General features: G+C 49.8%; 20 protein-coding genes. 12 read left to right on the top strand and 8 right to left on the bottom strand.

Features of this window, described 5'->3' with window-relative positions; translation table 11 throughout:
- Positions 1-22: 22 nt before the first annotated feature.
- Positions 23-772, bottom strand: coding sequence for an enoyl-[acyl-carrier-protein] reductase FabL (gene fabL, locus IC804_RS12590; protein WP_081157352.1), 750 nt, complete (start codon positions 770-772; stop codon positions 23-25).
- A 60-nt stretch (positions 773-832) separates the two neighbouring features.
- Here fabL and IC804_RS12585 point away from each other — a divergent pair, with 60 nt between their 5' ends.
- Positions 833-1,057: a hypothetical protein gene (locus IC804_RS12585; RefSeq protein ID WP_008881554.1), complete on the top strand. Its 225-nt coding sequence runs from the start codon at positions 833-835 to the stop codon at positions 1,055-1,057.
- Here the strand turns inward: IC804_RS12585 and mutY are convergent.
- The 4 genes from mutY to IC804_RS12565 form a co-directional block, all read right to left on the bottom strand.
- Complete coding sequence (gene mutY, locus IC804_RS12580; protein ID WP_029761753.1) at positions 1,054-2,154, bottom strand: A/G-specific adenine glycosylase; 1,101 nt, start codon at positions 2,152-2,154, stop codon at positions 1,054-1,056. The genes IC804_RS12585 and mutY overlap by 4 nt on opposite strands.
- Positions 2,155-2,594: 440 nt before the next feature.
- On the bottom strand, positions 2,595-3,872 hold the full coding sequence (locus tag IC804_RS12575) for an L-lactate MFS transporter (RefSeq protein ID WP_029761752.1): 1,278 nt from the start codon (positions 3,870-3,872) through the stop codon (positions 2,595-2,597).
- Positions 3,873-3,888: 16 nt separating this feature from the next.
- Complete coding sequence (gene fdhD, locus IC804_RS12570) at positions 3,889-4,680, bottom strand: formate dehydrogenase accessory sulfurtransferase FdhD (protein WP_029761751.1); 792 nt, start codon at positions 4,678-4,680, stop codon at positions 3,889-3,891.
- A 264-nt stretch (positions 4,681-4,944) separates the two neighbouring features.
- Positions 4,945-5,292, bottom strand: coding sequence for a Na-translocating system protein MpsC family protein (locus IC804_RS12565; protein ID WP_029761750.1), 348 nt, complete (start codon positions 5,290-5,292; stop codon positions 4,945-4,947).
- Positions 5,293-5,550: 258 nt separating this feature from the next.
- On the opposite strand from IC804_RS12565, the gene fdhF reads away from it, so the two are divergent.
- The 5 genes from fdhF to IC804_RS12540 all read left to right on the top strand — a co-directional run bounded on the left by fdhF (position 5,551) and on the right by IC804_RS12540 (position 10,847).
- Positions 5,551-8,514 carry a formate dehydrogenase subunit alpha gene (fdhF, locus tag IC804_RS12560; RefSeq protein ID WP_008881560.1) on the top strand — a complete coding sequence of 988 codons (2,964 nt, stop codon included), beginning with the start codon at positions 5,551-5,553 and terminating at the stop codon, positions 8,512-8,514.
- A complete protein-coding gene (locus IC804_RS12555) occupies positions 8,507-8,995 on the top strand; it encodes a helical membrane plugin domain-containing protein (RefSeq protein WP_008881561.1) in 489 nt (162 codons plus the stop codon). Before fdhF ends, IC804_RS12555 begins: the two co-directional genes overlap by 8 nt.
- A 350-nt stretch (positions 8,996-9,345) precedes the next feature.
- A complete protein-coding gene (locus IC804_RS12550) occupies positions 9,346-10,326 on the top strand; it encodes a metal-dependent hydrolase (protein ID WP_008881562.1) in 981 nt (326 codons plus the stop codon).
- Between the two features lie 123 nt (positions 10,327-10,449).
- Positions 10,450-10,611, top strand: a complete 162-nt coding sequence (locus IC804_RS12545) for a small, acid-soluble spore protein K (RefSeq protein WP_008881563.1) — start codon at positions 10,450-10,452, stop codon at positions 10,609-10,611.
- 74 nt (positions 10,612-10,685) lie between these two features.
- Positions 10,686-10,847 (top strand): YpzG family protein, encoded by a 162-nt coding sequence (locus tag IC804_RS12540; RefSeq protein WP_008881564.1) that lies wholly within the window; start codon positions 10,686-10,688, stop codon positions 10,845-10,847.
- 125 nt (positions 10,848-10,972) lie between these two features.
- Here the strand turns inward: IC804_RS12540 and IC804_RS12535 are convergent, their stop codons facing one another.
- Both IC804_RS12535 and recX read right to left on the bottom strand, forming a co-directional pair.
- On the bottom strand, positions 10,973-11,308 hold the full coding sequence (locus IC804_RS12535) for a YfhH family protein (RefSeq protein ID WP_008881565.1): 336 nt from the start codon (positions 11,306-11,308) through the stop codon (positions 10,973-10,975).
- A gap of 68 nt (positions 11,309-11,376) precedes the next feature.
- Positions 11,377-12,186 carry a recombination regulator RecX gene (recX, locus tag IC804_RS12530; RefSeq protein ID WP_008881566.1) on the bottom strand — a complete coding sequence of 270 codons (810 nt, stop codon included), beginning with the start codon at positions 12,184-12,186 and terminating at the stop codon, positions 11,377-11,379.
- Positions 12,187-12,321: 135 nt separating this feature from the next.
- On the opposite strand from recX, the gene IC804_RS12525 reads away from it, so the two are divergent.
- The 4 genes from IC804_RS12525 (at position 12,322) to IC804_RS12510 (ending at position 14,576) form a co-directional block, all read left to right on the top strand.
- Entirely contained in the window at positions 12,322-13,239 is a 918-nt protein-coding gene (locus IC804_RS12525) for a TIGR01777 family oxidoreductase (RefSeq protein ID WP_008881567.1), read from the top strand.
- A 251-nt stretch (positions 13,240-13,490) separates the two neighbouring features.
- Positions 13,491-14,045 carry a GNAT family N-acetyltransferase gene (locus tag IC804_RS12520; RefSeq protein WP_008881568.1) on the top strand — a complete coding sequence of 185 codons (555 nt, stop codon included), beginning with the start codon at positions 13,491-13,493 and terminating at the stop codon, positions 14,043-14,045.
- A gap of 129 nt (positions 14,046-14,174) precedes the next feature.
- Complete coding sequence (locus tag IC804_RS12515; protein WP_078172606.1) at positions 14,175-14,303, top strand: YfhE family protein; 129 nt, start codon at positions 14,175-14,177, stop codon at positions 14,301-14,303.
- Between the two features lie 90 nt (positions 14,304-14,393).
- Complete coding sequence (locus IC804_RS12510) at positions 14,394-14,576, top strand: YfhD family protein (protein ID WP_008881570.1); 183 nt, start codon at positions 14,394-14,396, stop codon at positions 14,574-14,576.
- Between the two features lie 206 nt (positions 14,577-14,782).
- On the opposite strand, the gene IC804_RS12505 is transcribed toward IC804_RS12510, so the two are convergent.
- Positions 14,783-15,613 carry a glycosyltransferase family 8 protein gene (locus tag IC804_RS12505; protein WP_008881571.1) on the bottom strand — a complete coding sequence of 277 codons (831 nt, stop codon included), beginning with the start codon at positions 15,611-15,613 and terminating at the stop codon, positions 14,783-14,785.
- A 538-nt stretch (positions 15,614-16,151) separates the two neighbouring features.
- Between IC804_RS12505 and IC804_RS12500 the strand changes: the two genes are divergently transcribed.
- Positions 16,152-17,333 (top strand): CaiB/BaiF CoA transferase family protein, encoded by a 1,182-nt coding sequence (locus tag IC804_RS12500; RefSeq protein ID WP_008881572.1) that lies wholly within the window; start codon positions 16,152-16,154, stop codon positions 17,331-17,333.
- A gap of 96 nt (positions 17,334-17,429) precedes the next feature.
- On the top strand, positions 17,430-18,629 hold the full coding sequence (locus IC804_RS12495; RefSeq protein WP_008881573.1) for an acyl-CoA dehydrogenase family protein: 1,200 nt from the start codon (positions 17,430-17,432) through the stop codon (positions 18,627-18,629).
- Positions 18,630-18,706 lie beyond the last annotated feature (77 nt).

The following is an 18,706-nucleotide window of genomic DNA, read 5'->3' as shown; positions in this document are numbered from 1 at the left end:
GTGGCCGTTCTATCCGCCAACATTATAAAAGTAAAGATCTTCCACCATCAACAATGATCGTCTGTCCGCGAATCATTTCAGCTGCATCGGATAACAAAAACAAGACGGCGTTAACGATATCTTCCGGTTTCACCGGGCGCCCGGCTGGGGTGTTCGCCGCCGCATCAGCGAGTAGCTCATCGCGGTTCGGGAAATGTTTCAACGCATCCGTATCAACCGCTCCGCCAGAAACGGCGTTGACGGCGATATTTTTTGGTGCCAGCTCGACGGCCAAGTAGCGCGTAAGAGCCTCAAGTGCCGCCTTCGACACGCCGACAGCCGTATAGTTTTCCAAATAGCGGATCGAGCCGAGTGAGCTGATGCTGACGATTTTTCCACCGCCGACTTTTTCCATCCGTTTTGCTGCTTCTTGGGCGCAAAATAAAAGTGCCTTACTGTTGATATTCATTGTCCAATTCCAATGCGTTTCTTCCAGCTCCATCGCCGGTCGCAACACGCCGGATGCGGCATTATTCACCAGCACATCGACCCGCCCGAACGCTTCGTCTATATGGGCAAACATGTCACGAATTTTCTCGACGTCGCCAACGTTCGCTTTGACGACAAGCGCTCTTCTGCCGAGCGCTTCGATTTCACGTGCTGTTTCTTCAGCTGCTGTTTTGCTGCGAGCATAATTAACGACAATATCATATCCTTCTTGCGCCAGTCGCAAAGCAATCGCTTTACCAATGCCGCGGCTGCTTCCCGTAACGACCGCCACTTTTTCACTCATGTTTTTCCACTCCTTTACGTATAATATAGCCGAATTCCGCAAACAAAGGAGGCGCAGCCTATGTATGTCGGCCGCGATATGACTGAACTGTCAATGATTCCAAAAACGGAATGGACCGATGATGAACTCGCTTATTTCCACCATTCATTCCAGCAAATTGCTCCGTATTTAAACATCGAAGGGCAAACGATTCATCGGGAAATTATTGAAGAAATTGAAGCGCGCGGCGGCCTTGGGCGCCGCGAAGCGACGTACACGCATGGCACGATGCCAGTTCCCGATTAACGCAGGCGGCGCACTTCGCCTGCGTGCTCTTGATATTCCCGCCAAACGCGCTGATGTGACACAGGAAATGCGTATGTCTCTAGCTCCCTCTCTGACACCAATCGATACGGTTCCTCCAGCCGCTCGCCATCAAGCAATCGTCCATAAAACACCGTCAGCTTCCAAACTAAGTGGGAAAAAACATGATCAAACGAAGCGATAGGTTCACCAAGCTTGACGTCGAGACCTTGCTCGTTCAAAAACGCCCTTTCCAAATTCTCTGTCTCACCTTCGCCCTTCATTTCACAGCTTGGAAATTCCCACAAGTTTGCCAGCAGACCGGTATGATCACGTTTGCGAATCAGAATGCGCCCATCTTGGTCAGTCAGCACCGCGACCGCAAGGGGCACTTGTTTCACCGCTGTTTTTTTCGTTTTCACCGGCAGTTCCTCTGGCACCCCTTCCGCGAACGCCCGGCAATGAGCTTGCACCGGGCAAAGAAGGCACGATGGGCGGCGCGGCGTACAAACAAGAGCACCCAGCTCAATCAACGCTTCATTAAATGCCCCAGGCTGTTCATACGCCATAATTTCACGGACAATCTGTTCAAACCGCTTTCGTGTTGACGCCTTAGCAATGTCATCCGTCACCAAAAACAAACGAGACAACACACGCATGACGTTACCATCGACCGCTGGCTCTGGCACGCCGTAGGCGAGGCTCAATACAGCCCCGACCGTATACGGACCGACTCCTTTCAACTTCGAAAACTCATCCGGATTATCCGGCACTTTTCCTCCGTAGCGCTCTTTCACTTCTTTTACCGCTGCATGCAAGTTGCGCACACGCGAGTAATAGCCGAGCCCTTCCCACGCTTTCAGCACTTCGTCTTCATCGGCGTCAGCGAGCGCCTCTAGCGTCGGAAATTGCCTGATAAACTTTTCAAAATACGGAATCACTGTCTCGACGCGCGTCTGCTGCAACATGACTTCCGATACCCAAACCTTATACGGATCGCGGTCTTGGCGCCACGGTAAATCGCGGCGCTCACGGGCAAACCAATCAAGCAAATCGCGCTGAAACTCGCGGGCAGGAAACCGTTTTGTCCACGTTGTCATATTCATTATGTCCCCCATGGTGTCTATTGTCCATCCCATTATACCAAAAAACCCCCAACATGACTTGCAGCATGCAGGAAGACAAACGGCTGGGTGATCCACTACAGAACATGGAGAGACGAAGATCTTGCTCAAGATATGACGTAAAAACGATGCACATCACGGCATCGGCAGTTGGAAAAACACAGAGGCTGAAAACGTGACAACATGAGAATGGGGAAACAGCATAGACCATTTTGCAGGATGAAAGGTTTATAACTAGTGAAGGACTCCCTCCGCTGTTTGGATCAATCACTATCCTAGCAGGGAGAGAGTCCTTTTGATAGGAATGTAGCTTCCTTCCTACTACGCTTTGTCTGGCATTCCTCACAAACACAACAGACAAACGTCCGTGATTCTCATCAAGAATCTACGTTAGATTTCACCGAAAAATAGTTGACTCATACGTGATGGGATTGTTCTTTTGTCGTGGAAACATAGGCTGTCTGTTCATATTGAGCACGCATTTGACGAATATCAATGCGAACAAGCAAAGACAAAACGAGAGCGATGACAAACAATCCGCCAAAAAAGGCTAAACTTCCTTCATAAGAGCCAGTTGTGTCTTTAATATATGCCGCAAACATGGGTCCGACCAACCCGGCGGCTGCCCAAGCAGTTAAAATATAACCATGGATGGCGCCAAGCTGTTTTGTTCCGAACAAATCACCGATATATGCTGGAATACAGGCGAACCCGCCGCCATAACACGTATACACAATCGTCAGCATCACAACAAACAGCCATTTAATGGATACATTCGGCAACAAGAAGAAAATCAAAATTTGCAAAACGAAAAATGTCGTGTATGTATTCGGCCGCCCAATATAATCGGAAGCTGACGCCCAACCGATGCGCCCTAGCCCGTTAAATACCCCAATGGCGCCAACCAGTGCCGCCGCTGCCGTTTGGCTGATGCCGATGCTTTCTACCGCTAACGGCTTGGCCACCGCTAAAACAGCAATGCCGCATGTGACGTTAATAAACAGCATAAACCACAAATACCAAAACCGTCTTGTTTTAACAGCTTCATTGGCCGTCAATTGCGCCAAGTCAAGCGAAGGCTTGGCTTTTCCGGCCTTCACTTTTTCTTGAAATCCTTCCGGCAGCCATCCTTCCGGCGGTTTTTCTAAGTAAAGGGAAGATACCGTCATAATGACAAAATACGTGATACCTAAAATAAAAAACGTATTTTGTACACCAACGGAATCAATCAAACTATTCATCACAGGACTCGCGATTGCCGCGGCAAACCCAAATCCCATAATCGCCAGTCCTGTCGCTAGCCCTCGACGGTCCGGAAACCATTTGACGAGCGTCGACACGGGCGCAATGTAACCGACACCAAGCCCTATTCCTCCCAACACACCGTAAAACAAATACAGCAAGTACTTCGATCCAAGTGCTACCGCTAATCCGGACCCAGTCACCCCGAGACCAAAGAAGATGGCAGCCAATAGTCCAGATTTCCGTGGTCCATGCTTTTCAACAAAATGGCCGAGAAATGCGGCGGATAATCCTAAAAATAAGATCGCAATACTGAATGTGAGAGCGACTTCTTGATCCGACCAACCAAACAATTGTTTCAATGGATTCGTAAAGTTGCTCCATGCGTAAACCGATCCAATGGAGATATGGATGCCGACAGCGGATAAAGCAATCAGCCAGCGGTTTTTCAAGGCATTTTCTCCCCTTTCATTCGATAATAATACGCTTCTCATGCGTATACACATTAAAATCCTGTCCACGTAAAAAACCGACAACGGTAATTCCAAGTTCTTCCGCCAAATCTAAGGCTAGCGTCGTCGGCGCTGATTTCGACAACAGGATGCTTATGCCCATTTTCGCCGCCTTCAAGAGCACTTCTGACGAGACGCGACCGCTGAATACAATAAGCTTGTCTTTCATCGCCACTTGATGGCGCAAGCAGTAACCGTACAATTTATCAAGCGCATTATGGCGGCCGATGTCAGAGCGGATGACGACAATTCTATCCGGCGTGGCAAGCGCAGCGTTATGAAGGCCACCGGTTGCCGCAAAATCAATTGACTGTTCGTGTAACGTTTTCATTAAACACACACAATCATCCGCTTTGACAGTAATGCCGCCGACAATCGTTTTGGCGGTTTTCGCATCATTGTAAAAATAAAATTGCCGGCTTTTTCCACAGCACGAGCCGATGAATCGCTTCGCGTAAAACTGTTTTGCCGGGAGCTCGTCTGAGGTGAGCTCCACATACACGAAGCCCCGCTCCCCGTCAATCGTCATCGCCTTAATGTCATCGATTACACGAATCACTCCTTCTGACGCCAGAAAACCAATGACAAGTTCATTGATATGACCCGGTGTGCAGACGATTGTCGCAAACTCTTGCCCGTTGACTACCACCGTCAGCGGAAACTCGAGCGCGATCTCATCTTCTTCCTCGGCCAGCTGCCCATTTCGATATTTAACGATATACCGTCTTTTGGCCACAAACCCGTCCAACAAGTCCCCCCTCCTCCCTTGTTCAAAATAAAACCGCCGCCTTTCGATACAGAAGGCCAATCATCCTTCTGCTTACGAAAGGCGGCGGTAGTTTACACCCAGTACGATCTGCAGCGAAACCAACGCACATCCGTTTTCGAAACCTTTCTGCCAACCGGACACCCCCCGTTAGCCGACAAGGCTTCTCCCTATTTTCACATTACTTACATTCATAAGCATACCATGAACAATCGCGAAACACAACCAAAATTGTTCACAAATTTGTCACAATTCAATCGGTTTTTCAAACACAAACACGGAAACGGCCATATCTTCTTCTACTTTAATATCACTGAACAAGTAAAGCAGTTTCGATCCAGCAAGTTCTTCCATACCATCAGGCACATGTTGGGCATACACATCTTGAATCATTTTCGTTCTTGCTGCATGCACCATGTCCCGCCCTTCCGGCGTGCGGGCGATAAATTTTTCCGTCGGCGTTAAATTGCCATGCAAAATGGAGATCGCCAAGTTGTCGACAAAATACGTTTTAATCCGTTCCGGTCCTTTGCCAAACAACTGTTTACGCACTTTGCGCACAATATCATTAAACGCGGCTTCTTTTCTCGACATCTCCATCCCCTCTCCTTTCGCCAACGTTTGAAAAACTTCCTGTTCATCCATTGTGTTCTATGTTTCTCCATACTATAATAAACTATAACAGATGTGTATATAGTGGAAAAATAATAAGGTTTCTCTTGTTATTTTTCTACGAATCTAGTGAATATTGGATTGGTTGTTTAGTATCGCCATGCTAAAGAACTACTCCACCACGATGAAACACGCTTCTCATCGCTGGTGGAGTTTTTATTTTGCAAAGGAGGAGTGATGATGGAAACACGAACGGTAACAGTCACCATCAATGGACGCCCGTATCACGTCAAACAAGGGATGACCATTTTAGAAACTGTCAATGAACACGGTCTCCCTCACCCGCAAGTTTGTTACACGCCGGAGCTTGGCGCTATTCAAACGTGCGACACGTGCATCGCTGAAGTTAACGGCTCGCTTCTTCGCGCCTGCTCAACGCTAGTGGAAGACGGAATGGTCGTCGAACTTAGCTCACCGCGGGCGAAAGTGGCACAAAAAGAAGCGATGGATCGCCTTTTGGAAAACCATCTCTTGTATTGTACGGTATGTGACAACAACAATGGCAACTGCAAGCTGCATAACACAGCGGAAATGATGCAAATTGAACATCAAACATATCCGTACCGTCCGAAAGTCGACCCGTCCGAGGTAGATATGTCACACCCCTTTTACCGCTATGATCCGAACCAATGCATCGCCTGTGGGCAGTGCGTTGAGGCATGCCAAAACTTACAAGTCAATGAAACACTCTCCATTGACTGGGAAGCGGAACGGCCGCGCGTCGTTTGGGATGGCGGCGTGCCGATCAACGAATCGTCGTGCGTCAGCTGTGGACACTGCGTCACCGTCTGCCCGTGCAACGCTTTAATGGAAAAATCGATGCTCGGCGAAGCCGGATTTATGACCGGTTTAGACCAAGATGTGCTCAAACCAATGATCGATTTTGTCAAAGAAGTTGAGCCGAATTACACGAGCATCTTCGCCATTTCCGAAATTGAAGCCGCTATGCGCCAACAGCGAATCAAAAAAACGAAAACGGTTTGTACGTTCTGCGGTGTTGGCTGTTCGTTTGAAGTATGGACAAAAGGACGCAAGATTTTAAAAATCCAACCTGTTTCCGAAGCGCCTGTCAACGCCATTTCAACGTGTGTCAAAGGGAAATTCGGCTGGGATTTTATCAACAGCGAAGAGCGTTTAACAAAACCGCTCATCCGTAAAGGGGACACTTTCGTCGAATCGACATGGGAGGAAGCGCTTGACTTGGTCGCAGAAAAGCTCGGCGCCATCAAGCAACAATACGGAGGCAACGCCATCGGCTTTATTTCATCATCGAAAATTTCCAATGAAGAAAACTATTTAATGCAAAAGCTGGCTCGGCAAGTGTTTGAAACGAACAACGTCGACAATTGTTCACGTTATTGCCAATCGCCAGCTACTGACGGCTTGTTCCGCACGGTCGGCATGGGCGGCGATTCCGGCACGATTTATGATATCGCTTCCGCCGGCTTGGTTATCATCATCGGCGCCAACCCCGCTGAGGGACATCCCGTCATTGCGACTCGCGTAAAACGGGCGCATAAACTGTTCGGTCAAAAACTGATCGTCGCGGACTTGCGCCGCAACGAAATGGCCGAGCGTGCCGATTTGTTCATCCGTCCGAAACAAGGCACCGACCAAGTGTGGCTCATGGCAGTAACGAAATATATCATTGACCAAGGCTGGCATGATGAATCGTTCATTCGCGAACGCGTCCATTTCTTTGATGAATTTAAACAGTTGCTAGAAAAATACACACTCGATTATGCTGAACAAATAACCGGCATCGCCAAAACCGATCTCATCCGCATTGCTGAAATGATTCACAAAGCAGACGGCACATGCGTCCTCTGGGGCATGGGCGTGACGCAAAATACAGGCGGCAGCGACACATCGGCGGCGATTTCCAACTTGCTGCTCGCAACCGGAAACTACGGGCGTCCGGGCGCCGGTGCGTTCCCATTGCGCGGCCATAACAACGTCCAAGGCGCCTGTGACATGGGATCGCTCCCTTCCTGGCTGCCTGGCTACCAACATGTGACCGATGACGCAGCGCGCACGAAATTTGAAAAAGCGTACGGCGTCCGCATCGATGCCAAACCTGGTCTTGACAACATTCAAATGATTGAAGCTGCTGAACGCGGTGATCTAAAAGCGATGTATATCATCGGTGAAGATATGGCGCTTGTCGACTGTAACGCCAACCACGTGCAAGACACGTTAGCGAAACTCGACTTTGTCGTCGTCCAAGACATTTTCTTATCAAAAACGGCGCAATTTGCTGATGTGATCTTGCCGGCAGCGCCGAGCTTAGAAAAGGAAGGAACATTCACAAACACCGAACGCCGCATCCAACGGTTTTACCAAGCGCTCGAGCCGCTTGGCGACTCCAAACCGGATTGGTGGATCATTCAAGAAATCGCAAAACGGCTTGGCGCCGACTGGAATTACGCCGGTCCGAGCGAAATTATGGACGAAATCGCCAGCTTGGCTCCACTCTATTCGCAGGCGCATTATGACCGGCTCGAAGGCTGGAACAGCTTATGCTGGGGCAGCTATGACGGCGCCGACACACCACTTTTGTACAAAGAGCGGTTCAACTTCCCGGACGGCAAAGCTCGCTTTGCGCTAGCTGACTGGGTCGAACCGGTGCAATACCCGGAAGAGTACGATTTGCTCGTCAACAACGGCCGGCTGCTTGAGCATTTCCACGAAGGAAACTTGACGTACAAATCAAAAGGCATCCAGCGCAAGTTTCCGGACATTTTCGTTGAGGTGTCGCCAGAACTCGCCAAAGAGCGCGGCATTAGTGACGGGGCGCTCGTCCGGCTCATCTCACCATACGGCCGTGTCAAAGTGCGCGTGCTCGTCACCGACCGGGTCAGAGGCAATGAGCTGTTCTTGCCGATGCATTCAACCGCCAATGAGAGCGCTATTAACATTTTAACCGGTCCACAGACCGACCATCGCACAAATACACCGGCGTATAAGCAAGCCCGAGTGCGTATGGAAGTGCTTGAACGATCAGGAGAGACGCCGCTGCCGCGTACAAACCCACGCTTTCAAAAGCGGCATCCGCAAAACGGCGTCGAGGTCGAACGAAAATGGCGACGCCGCGATTACGTACCGCTCACGGAAGCGGAAAAGGAGGTGAAAATCGGTGGCTAAACCGATTACCACCATTCAAAAACATGAGATGACCGAAGAGGAAAAACGGGCCGAAGCGCTGACGAAACTAAAAGCGGCTGTCGGTGACAGTGAAGAAGCAGTTCACGAACTCCTCGAGTTCATCGAACAGCTGCACGAAAGCGGTTTGCTTGAGGCAGCTAACGCTTTATTAAAAGCGCGGGAAGACGTAGCAAAAATCGTCGTCGGCCAGCTCAATCAAAAACCCGTAACAACGATGGTCAATCACGCGTTCGCCTGGGCCAGCCTCGCCTCTTCTCTTGATCCGGAACGGACAGCCAAACTGCTTGAACATATCGCCTCCGGTGCTATCGAGGCGTACGAACAGACCTCTGTCGAACCGACAAAAGTCGGGCTGTTCGACTTGTTTAAGGCGCTCAACGACCCGGATATCAACCGCGCCGTTCGATTTTTCCTTTCCGCACTTAAGGCGATCGGCCAACGTCTTGGAAATGATAGCTAACCAGTTGGTTAGCGGACAAAATAGCAGCAAGCAAATAGACTTTCAAAAAAATGGACAGCAATCCAAGCGACTAGCAAAACGAATGAGGCGTCCCGCCGATTGCGCGGGCGCTTTTTATTCGAGTAAAACCGTCCCCGATCAAGCCTTTTTCCTTCCCTGCTAGATGTCCCCAACAACAAATAGACACCGATTTAGTCATTCTGTCCCTCGCTGACTGACAGCATCATGTGGTACACTACCGATACTATTATTTACCTCACCGACCAACCGCTCTGAAACGGAGCGGTTATTGGCCGGGCTCCATGCGGGATATACTAACAAACGACGCTAATAAAGGAGGTGCCTTGACGTTGGATACAGGCACACACGTTTTAATGGGAGTGGCGCTCGGCAGCCTTGCTTCGCTCGATCCCGCCATCGCCCACGATCCGCTCTTATCGCGCGCTGTGTTGATCGGCACGCTTGCCGGCTCACAGGCGCCAGATATCGATACGATTTTAAAATTGCACAATAATGCCAAATATATTCGCAACCATCGCGGTATTACCCACTCGATTCCGAGCGTCATTCTTTGGCCGTTATTAATCGTTGGCGTGATGACCGCCGTCTATCCGGAGACAGATTGGTTCCGCGTTTGGCTCTGGACGTTTATTGCCGTTGCCTTTCACGTGTTTGTCGATATTTTTAATGCTTACGGGACACAAGCGTTGCGCCCGTTTACGAAAAAATGGATCGCTCTTGGCGTCGTTCATACGTTTGATCCGATCATTTTTGTGCTCCATTTGCTCGGGATTGGTGGACTGCTTCTCGGCGCCCACCCAGGTTATACATTTTTCACCATCTATGTAATCATCGCCGCATATTACGTGCTTCGCTTCCGCCAACAGGCCAACATAAAACAGCTCGTTCGCTCCACGATCGATGGCGTGACCGAGATCATTACCGTACCGACGTGGCGCCCCCGTGAATGGCACTTAGCCATTTCGACGAGCGACGAATTTTATGTCGCCCGCATCAAACGCGGTCGTCTTCTCATTCTCGACCGTTTCCAAAAGCGGCCGCTTCCAGACCACCCAGTCATGAATGCGGCCAAACGCGATGAAAATGTTGCTGCTTTTTTATCCTTTTCCCCGGTATACCGTTGGGAAATGAACGAATACGATGACCATTACGAAGTACGCTTTACCGACTTGCGCTACCGGAGTAAAGGATATTATTCGTTCGTCGCTGTCGTTCAGCTTGACCGGAACCTCAACATTGTCAGCTCATACACCGGATGGATTTTCAGCGAAGGAAGACTACGAAAAAAACTCGAACTCGCACCAAACTGACAGTGGTCACCAGCGCCCATGTTTGTCCCAACAATTTGCACACATAAGCACACTCGATTATCCCATAATAAAAATACGTGTTGGCCATCCCAACACGAGCACTCCATTAAGGGGGAATGTGCGGTGCGGAATAAGGAGCACAACTTCCCAAACCAAAACAACAACAAGTTTGAGGGAGAGCCACGCGCCAAATCCGAGTATGCATCAAAGCGGGCTGACGGTACGACCAACACCCACCCGCAAGAACGGATGCGCGCCTCAGGTGAACGAAGCGACTTCTTTTAATAGTGAGCAAAAACGTGGGAGCATGGTGCTATCCGCCATGTTCCCCAGCATATTCCGCAGCGAGGTGAACAGTCATGGGTCACCATCGGCGCAAGGCGTTTTATGACAACTTGTATTCGAATCCGTTCCCGCAGCCATGGGCTAACCGCAAGCATGCCCACGCGCAAGTAAACGGTGAAACGCGGCAACCGCTTAACTTGATCATTTTAGAGCGAGAAACGCGCAAGCGGTCGTAACAAAACCTAGGGGCAATCCCCTAGGTTTTCTTTCAAACATCAAATGGCTCTCTGTGCCGCTCACCGGATAAAGATAGAGGAAGGGGCGTGTTTTCGATTGTCAAGCCTCCCTTGCATGCTTTTACTTACGGCAAGTTAGGCTTTCGCAGCAATGAGATCGGCAGCGCTTCCTCCTCTCCGTTTCCTTTCAGCCGCCATCCCCAAGCAAACACCCCTTTTAAATATCGCACTTTAAAATACTCCCCTGGCGCCCCTTCAATCTCGTATATCTCCCCAGGCTGAAAATCAGCTGGATTCATCATATACGCTCTTGCCATAGCAATTTTCCGCTCATAAACGGCATATTCGTTCACCATGCCCATCTGTTCCGCCTTGCGAGCTTTTTCCGTTAAGACAGCGATTTCTTGCTGTAATTCTTCTTTTGTCATTTCACTATATCGTTTTTGTTCCTCTTTGAGCATTTTTGGCCATCTCCTTTTTCTTTTTTAACCGGCAGCACCATTTCTTTTCCCGTTTTTAGTTGCGATGGTCATCCATCGTCATCTTGCCTGCGCAGCCACTCGTCGATCAAAGCAAGCGAAAACCCTTTCCGGTAAAGAGCTTGACGCATTTTTTGTTCATAAAGCGGGCGCGGGTGATGCGCATAGCGGCGACGAATCTTTTCTGCCTGAACATGTAGCGCTTCTCTCTCTTCCTCCTCGGTATGGCCGCTCCCATCCGCTAGGACGATAGCGATCACTTCATGCGAAAACCCTTTGCGCATCAACTGTTGCTTTACTCGCTCCAAAAAAGCGCGCGCCGACTCTGCCCGCCGTTGTTTTTTTGCCTTTTCGTAAAGCGAGCGGGCTGCAATCACTTGTTCATTAAACGAGTATTCGACTAAGCTTTGTTCAATCACACTCGCAGGTACGCCGAGCCGCTCAAGTTCAGCCTGAATGAGACGCGGTCCTTTGGTAGATGTGTTCTTTTGCGTACGCACATAAGCAGCAGCGAACGCCTCATCATCGACATACCGCTCGGCGCGAAGTTTTTCAAGCACTTCTTCGATGACCGGATCGACAACACCTTTTTTTCTCAAGTGTTCAACAATCTCTTGCTCCGATCGCATCCGATGCGCCAAAAAATAGAGCGCTTGTTGGTACGCTTTTTTTATCCCATCGGCATAGACGATATCACGAAGAAGGGCATCGTCGATGATCATCCCTTTTTTCAAACGGAATTTAAGCAATACGTCTTGGTCGACTGTCAGCTTTAACGCTGACTCGTTGTCGCGGTGAATGACGATCCAAAACCGCTCAGCGTTTTCTTTCGTCACCGTAATGTCAACAATCGTTCCCATGCCTCGTTCCCCCTCTCCTTTATCTTACCATAGAGAGGAATTCTCGACATAAACGGCGAAATGGGAAGGGAACGTGTCACCCGCATGCGATGATTTCCCGCTTCCTTATGCATAAAATAAAAGGAGGGAAGAACTGTGCGCATTGCCATAAATGGTGGAACTGGACTAATCGGCCAGGCGCTCGCCCACTCTTTTTCTAAACAAGGGCATGACGTTTATATTTTCACTCGCTCACCCAAGCCTTCTGAAGGAAACATTCATTATCTTTCCTTCAACGACAGCCAAAAACCAACCGCCATCGATGTGGCGCTAAATTTGGCCGGCGAGCCGCTCAATCGAAAGCGTTGGACGACGAAGCAAAAAACTGTGATTGTTGACAGCCGTCTTCGAGCTACCGAAGCAATGGTCAACTATATCCACTCGCTATCTAAGCGTCCGTCACTGTTTATCAACGCGAGTGCCATCGGTGTTTACGGCACTTCCGACTCCGCTACCTTTACCGAGCAGACGACCGATTATGGCGCTGATTTTCTCGCTAAAACTGTTCGAGCGTGGGAAGCGGCGGCTCATCCAATCGAACAGAGCGGCATCCGCACCGTTTATGCCCGGTTTGGTGTTGTCTTCGCTCGCCACGGTGGCGCCTTGCCGATGATGGTCATACCATATCGTTTATTTATCGGCGGCCGGATCGGCAGCGGACATCAGTGGCTGTCATGGATTCATCTTGAGGACGTCACCCGTGCAATCGCCTATATCATCGAACATGATGAGCTGGCAGGGCCCGTCAACTTCACGGCGCCTCATCCGGTACAAATGGATGAGTTCGGCCGTACGGTTTCCCGCCTGCTTCGCCGTCCGCACTGGCTTCCGGTCCCTGCAGCAGCGCTTCGCCTCCTCCTCGGTGAAATGAGCATGCTTATTACGGAAGGACAACGCGTCATCCCGGAAAAGTTGCTGCAAGCCGGGTTCCGCTTTTCATTTCCAACGTTAGAAGATTGTCTCAAGGATTTAGTTTTGTCGCAAGACGAACAAAAAATATCCAAAAAAAATTAACAAAAAAGCAATTTCTTTTTTCCATCTAATCGTGTATGATAAAGAAGACTTCAGAACAGTTGTTGTTCATAATCGCATACAAACAGGAATAAGGGGAAGGCAAATGGTGCGCCACCAGCGCTCGCGCTGGTTCTAGTGGGTTCGATTCCCACCCCGAAATTTTTTTAACGAAGTTTTAATAAAAAAATTTCGAGGGTGGGTCCTACTCGCGTTGGGAGGCTGCCCTCGGCATTTAAAAGGAGGGATTGGCCATGCTGAAAAAACGCGAGTTGCAAGACTGCCATGCGCTATACGAGCTGATGGTGCACCCGGACGTCTTCCCTTTTGTGCGCCAAAAAGCCAGCTCGTACGAAGAGTTTTTGTTTATGACAAAACAGCTCATTGAGGCCGAAGAACGAGGAGAGGTCATTTCACGCACGATTTTGGATGAATGGGGAAACTCGATCGGCACGATCAGCCTCTTTGATATACAAGATGGTGCCGGTTTTTTAGGAACATGGCTCGGCAAACCATACCACGGACTCGGCTACAACCGGCGCGCCAAAGAAGCATTTTTCCATGAACTGTTTTATGAACTTTCCATCGAAACAGTATTTTTACGCATCCGTAAAGTCAATGTCCGCTCGATTAAGGCAGTGGAAAAGCTACCGTATGTGACATCGGCCAATGAAACGCGGCGGACGCTGCTCGAACAAATCGGTGCGGATGTGTACAATTTGTATGAAATTACGAAAGACAACTACACGCTTTATACGATGCGCCATCCCTCCTTCACGCTTGAAGAGGAACAACGGAAAGAAGCGTAAACACGGGAGAACGCATGACGATCCAAAAAGAGGATGTCCGTCCAGACATCCTCTTTTTATGCATAAAAACGGCTCGTGTCGTCCAAAATGGAACTGAATGAATCTTGATGCAAAGTGAGGGAACGAGTGATGGCGGAAAAACGAAAACGTGAAAAAGTAAAACATACACTGACAAGCGCCCAAGAAGTGAGCTATGCCCGCGATTTTAAAATGGCCGACCAAGCGGGCGGTTATACGGCTAAAAAAGCGCGCCATTAGAAACGATTGCTATTTATACAACCGCTCTGTCCTTGCCATCCTAAAGAATGAATCGTACGATTCACCACTTTTCTATAGGGGGCATGGACAATGGGCCGATCTCGCGGACAACGGGCACGTGATAAAAATAAGGCGACTTTACCACAGGTGCCGAAGCAGCTGAAAGACAACATTGATGTCGAGTATTCCGAAGAATTTGCCGACCACGAAGACCTCGAAGCGCAAGCGCGCGCTGCAGCGGCTGGCATCCGCCGGCAAGAACGCAAACGATAGTCGAACAAGGGTGTCCCGCTTAACGGGACACCTTTTGCTTGCCTCCCTCACTTCCAAGCTGCAATGTCGCGGGTTATGCCTCCCATAACAGAAAGCAAGTCGAGTGCTCTCTTCTCCTTGCTGATTCGTTTGTTTTTGATTGACCTAACTGACATTGCTTTTCTGCTCTTGCTTACAAGCGGCTAATTCCCTTTGTCTCGACCGGGTTACACCATCGCCTCTCCTTCCAGTTCAAGCATTTGGCTGTACCGCTTGTAAAACAGGCCGAGTTCCCCTTTATAATTTTGTTTCCATGGTTTTTCTTTGCCGCAATAATGAATGAAAACCGTATTTTTCTCAATCCACGATAAATCATGCTTTGGATTCGGCAGCAGCTGTAAAAAATCATAGTAACGAGCATCGTAGTTGTAGCGATACCCGTCGACTGGTTTAATTTTGTCCCAATACAGTCCGTTAAGCACATCTTGATCGGGAAGGACGAGTTTAAACCGGTTGTCGCGAATGAACTGATAAATCTCCTCTAGCTGAACGTGTTGCCGCATCATCGCTATATTCATCATCATTACGCCTGTGTTGAAATAGCCCTTGGCATTCGGTGTCTTCAGTCGGAGTTTGTTGAACAAGTTGGCTACTTTCGTGGAATGTGTATGCTCAGCGGCGATAAACCAATTGCCCTCAAAATCCATCTCATACAGCTCATCGATCGGGTTGATAGCGACAATATCCGGATCAAGATACAACACGCGCTCGACATCCGAAGGCAAAAACATATGCGCCGCCAGCCGGTAATACATTTCAGCCGTATAGTGACGAAACACCGGAGCATCATGAAACAGTTGTGGATCCACATAAATCGGCACAAGCTCGTGCCCTTGCTTGCGAACAAAATCACTAAGCGCCCGGATCTCCTCCTCCGCAATGCGCGAATAAAGTAAATAAAACGTAAACGGGCGCCGGTTATTGCAAAATAACGAATGCATGAGTACTTTCAACGGTGGAAGATAATTGGCGTCTGTCGTCACTAAAATGCGGAACATGCACCATCACTTCCTTTACGTCAGCGTTTCCCCTTTCTTTACAATTATATATGGATATAGACGAATGTTGCGCGCTTTTGGTCTCAGACTGCGATGTTTTCCTGCCGACTATCGTAATCAGCTGCTTGGTCTTTGCTTAAAAAGTGGGAAACGGCGGCGGCAATCGCTACATTGTTAATGCAACAAAACGGATGTTTGCTTCACTCTTTAGCTGACTTTAGCTCTCGAGTATTTTTTGCGAGTAATGTTTAGACTATTTACAATTATCTATCAAAATTTTATAATAAATATAGCGAGCCGTCTCCTGTCAGCTTGGCCGGTTGTGCAGACCAGACGGACGCACCATCTGCTCATTTGTCCTGCTGCTTGGTAGACAACATTGATTTTCATATACTCGTCACCGAAAAAGAACTGTGCGGCCTGACGGCATCTCCGTGCCGGAATGCCCCCCTCAGTCCGCTTGAGCCGGTTCCTGTTTCGCACATTTGGCAGGGAACCGGCTTTTTGCATGTGAAAGGGAAAGGAGGAAAAAAACCCGATGGGAGGAGCACTCGATGGTGTGCGTGTGCTCGACTTGTCCCGCGTGTTGGCAGGTCCGTATGCGACGATGATTTTAGGCGATTTAGGTGCCGATGTCATCAAAGTCGAGGCACCGGGTGGATCGGATGATACCCGGTTTTGGGGACCGCCGTTTAAAAACGGCATGAGCGCCTACTATACGGCCGTCAATCGCAACAAGCGGAGCATAACCGCCGATTTAAAAACGGAGGAAGGGCGAAAAACGGTCTGCCGCTTGGCGGAAACGGCTGATGTTGTCATTCACAACTTCAAAACCGGGACGATGGAAAAATGGGGACTTGGCTATGAAGAGCTGTCCCGTTTGAATCCTCGCCTCATCTATTGTTCGATCACCGGGTTCGGCGAAACCGGACCGCTCGCTCCACTTGCCGGCTACGACTACATCATTCAAGCGATGAGCGGCTGGATGAGCATTAATGGCACCCCTGACACCGGCCCGCTCAAAGTCGGCGTGGCCGTTACAGATGTATTTACTGGCTTGTACGCGGCCATCGCTATTGAAGCGGCATTGCTCGCCCGTGAAAAAACGGGGTGCGGACAAAAAATCGATCTATCGCTCTTTGACTGCGCTATCGGCGCACTAGTCAATGTTGCCGCTAATTACTTATTATCCGGCAACATTCCAAAACCGCTCGGCAATGAACACCCGAACATCGTTCCGTATTCAACATACGAAGCGAGCGACGGGCCGATCGTCATCGCCGTCGGTAATGACCGACAGTTTCAAGCGCTTTGTTCGTTGTTATCTGATCGTTCGATCGGAACTGATCCTCGCTTTCAGACAAATCCGGGCCGCGTTGCCCATCGCGATGAACTCAACCGGCGGCTGAACGAAGAGATCAAACAACGGACGAGAGCGGAATGGCAACGCCTTCTTGCTGAAAAAGGCATTCCGTGCGGCCCGGTACAGACGCTAGATGAACTGTTTCGCCACCCACAAACGGCAGCGCGTGAAATGATGGTCATCATGCATCATCCGACCGTCGGCTCTCTCCCGCTTGTCGCCAGCCCGCTCAAGCTATCTGAAACGCCGGTATCCTATCGGCTTCCACCGCCGCTCGCTGGCGAGCATAACAACGAATCCGATATCGGATGGCGAAACGAACAAACGCTCCAAAGCGACCGAAACGAATCGTCCTGACCAACGCAAGAGACATGGCTTCCCGCAACGGCTCGGCGCCCGCAAGCGCCAAGCAAACGCGGACATATACAATAGATGCATAGGAGGAGTAAAACGATGATGAACTTCGACTTTACACCAGAACAAGAGATGTTGCGGCAAACGGTTCGCAAGTTTGTCGACAAAGAAATTATGCCGTATATCAAAGAATGGGATGAGCGCGGCGAATTTGACCGCAACATTTTCAAACGGCTCGCCGAGCTCAATTTAATGGGTGTCTGCATTCCAGAACAATATGGCGGCATGGGCATGGACTACAACTCGCTCGCCATCGTCTGCGAAGAGCTCGAGCGCGGTGACACCGCCTTCCGCACCGCTGTCTCGGTTCACACCGGTCTGAACAGCTTGACGCTATTGCAATGGGGGACGGAAGAACAAAAACAAAAATATCTCATCCCGCAAGCCCGCGGGGAAAAAATCGGCGCCTTTGGCCTAACCGAACCAAACGCCGGCTCAGACGTTGCTTCGATTCAAACGACCGCTGTCCGTGATGGCGATGACTATATTTTAAACGGGCAAAAAACGTGGATTTCCCTTGCTGACATCGCCGACCATTTCCTTGTATTCGCCTACACGGATAAATCGAAAAAACATCGCGGCATTTCCGCCTTCATCGTCGAACGGACAATGCCCGGGTTTTCGTCGCGCCCGATTAAAGGGAAGCTCGGCATCCGCTCCGGCAACACGGGCGAGCTGTTTTTTGACAACGTCCGCGTCCCAAAAGAAAACTTGCTCGGTGAGGAAGGAGAAGGGTTCAAGATCGCCATGTCAGCACTCGACAATGGCCGCTTCACCGTCGCTGCCGGCGCCGTCGGCCTCATTATGGCGTGTTTAGAGGCGAGCGTCAAATATTGCCATGAACGAAAAACGTTTGGTAAAGAAATCGGTCGCCACCAGCTTGTTCAGCAAATGATCGCCCGCATGGAAGCCGGCTTGCAAATCAGCCGCCTGCTTGTCTACAAAGTCGGATTTCTGAAAAATGAAGGTCGACGCTGCACGCGGGAAACGTCGCTCGCCAAATGGATCGCTTGTGACTATGCCAACCAAGCAGCCGATGATGCGGTTCAAGTCCATGGCGCTTATGGCTACTCGAACGAATATCCAGTCGAGCGTTACTTACGCAACTCGAAAGCACCGGTCATTTACGAAGGTACACGGGAAATTCATACGATTATGCAGGCTGAGTACGTGCTTGGCTACCGTAAGGACAAACCGTTGCGCAAAACATTGCCGGCATGGCGGCCAGACGAGAACTAAAACAACAGCGAAACGGCAGTTGTCCAAATCGCCGCTCTGTGCAAAAACGCGGCTGTCCTCATCCGCCGATGAGGAAC

The organism is Geobacillus sp. 47C-IIb (genome assembly GCF_014679705.1).
GTDB classification, from domain to species: domain Bacteria; phylum Bacillota; class Bacilli; order Bacillales; family Anoxybacillaceae; genus Geobacillus; species Geobacillus thermodenitrificans.
The sequence above is the reverse complement of the archived record's forward strand: the minus strand, read 5'-3'. Positions and strand labels throughout refer to the sequence as shown.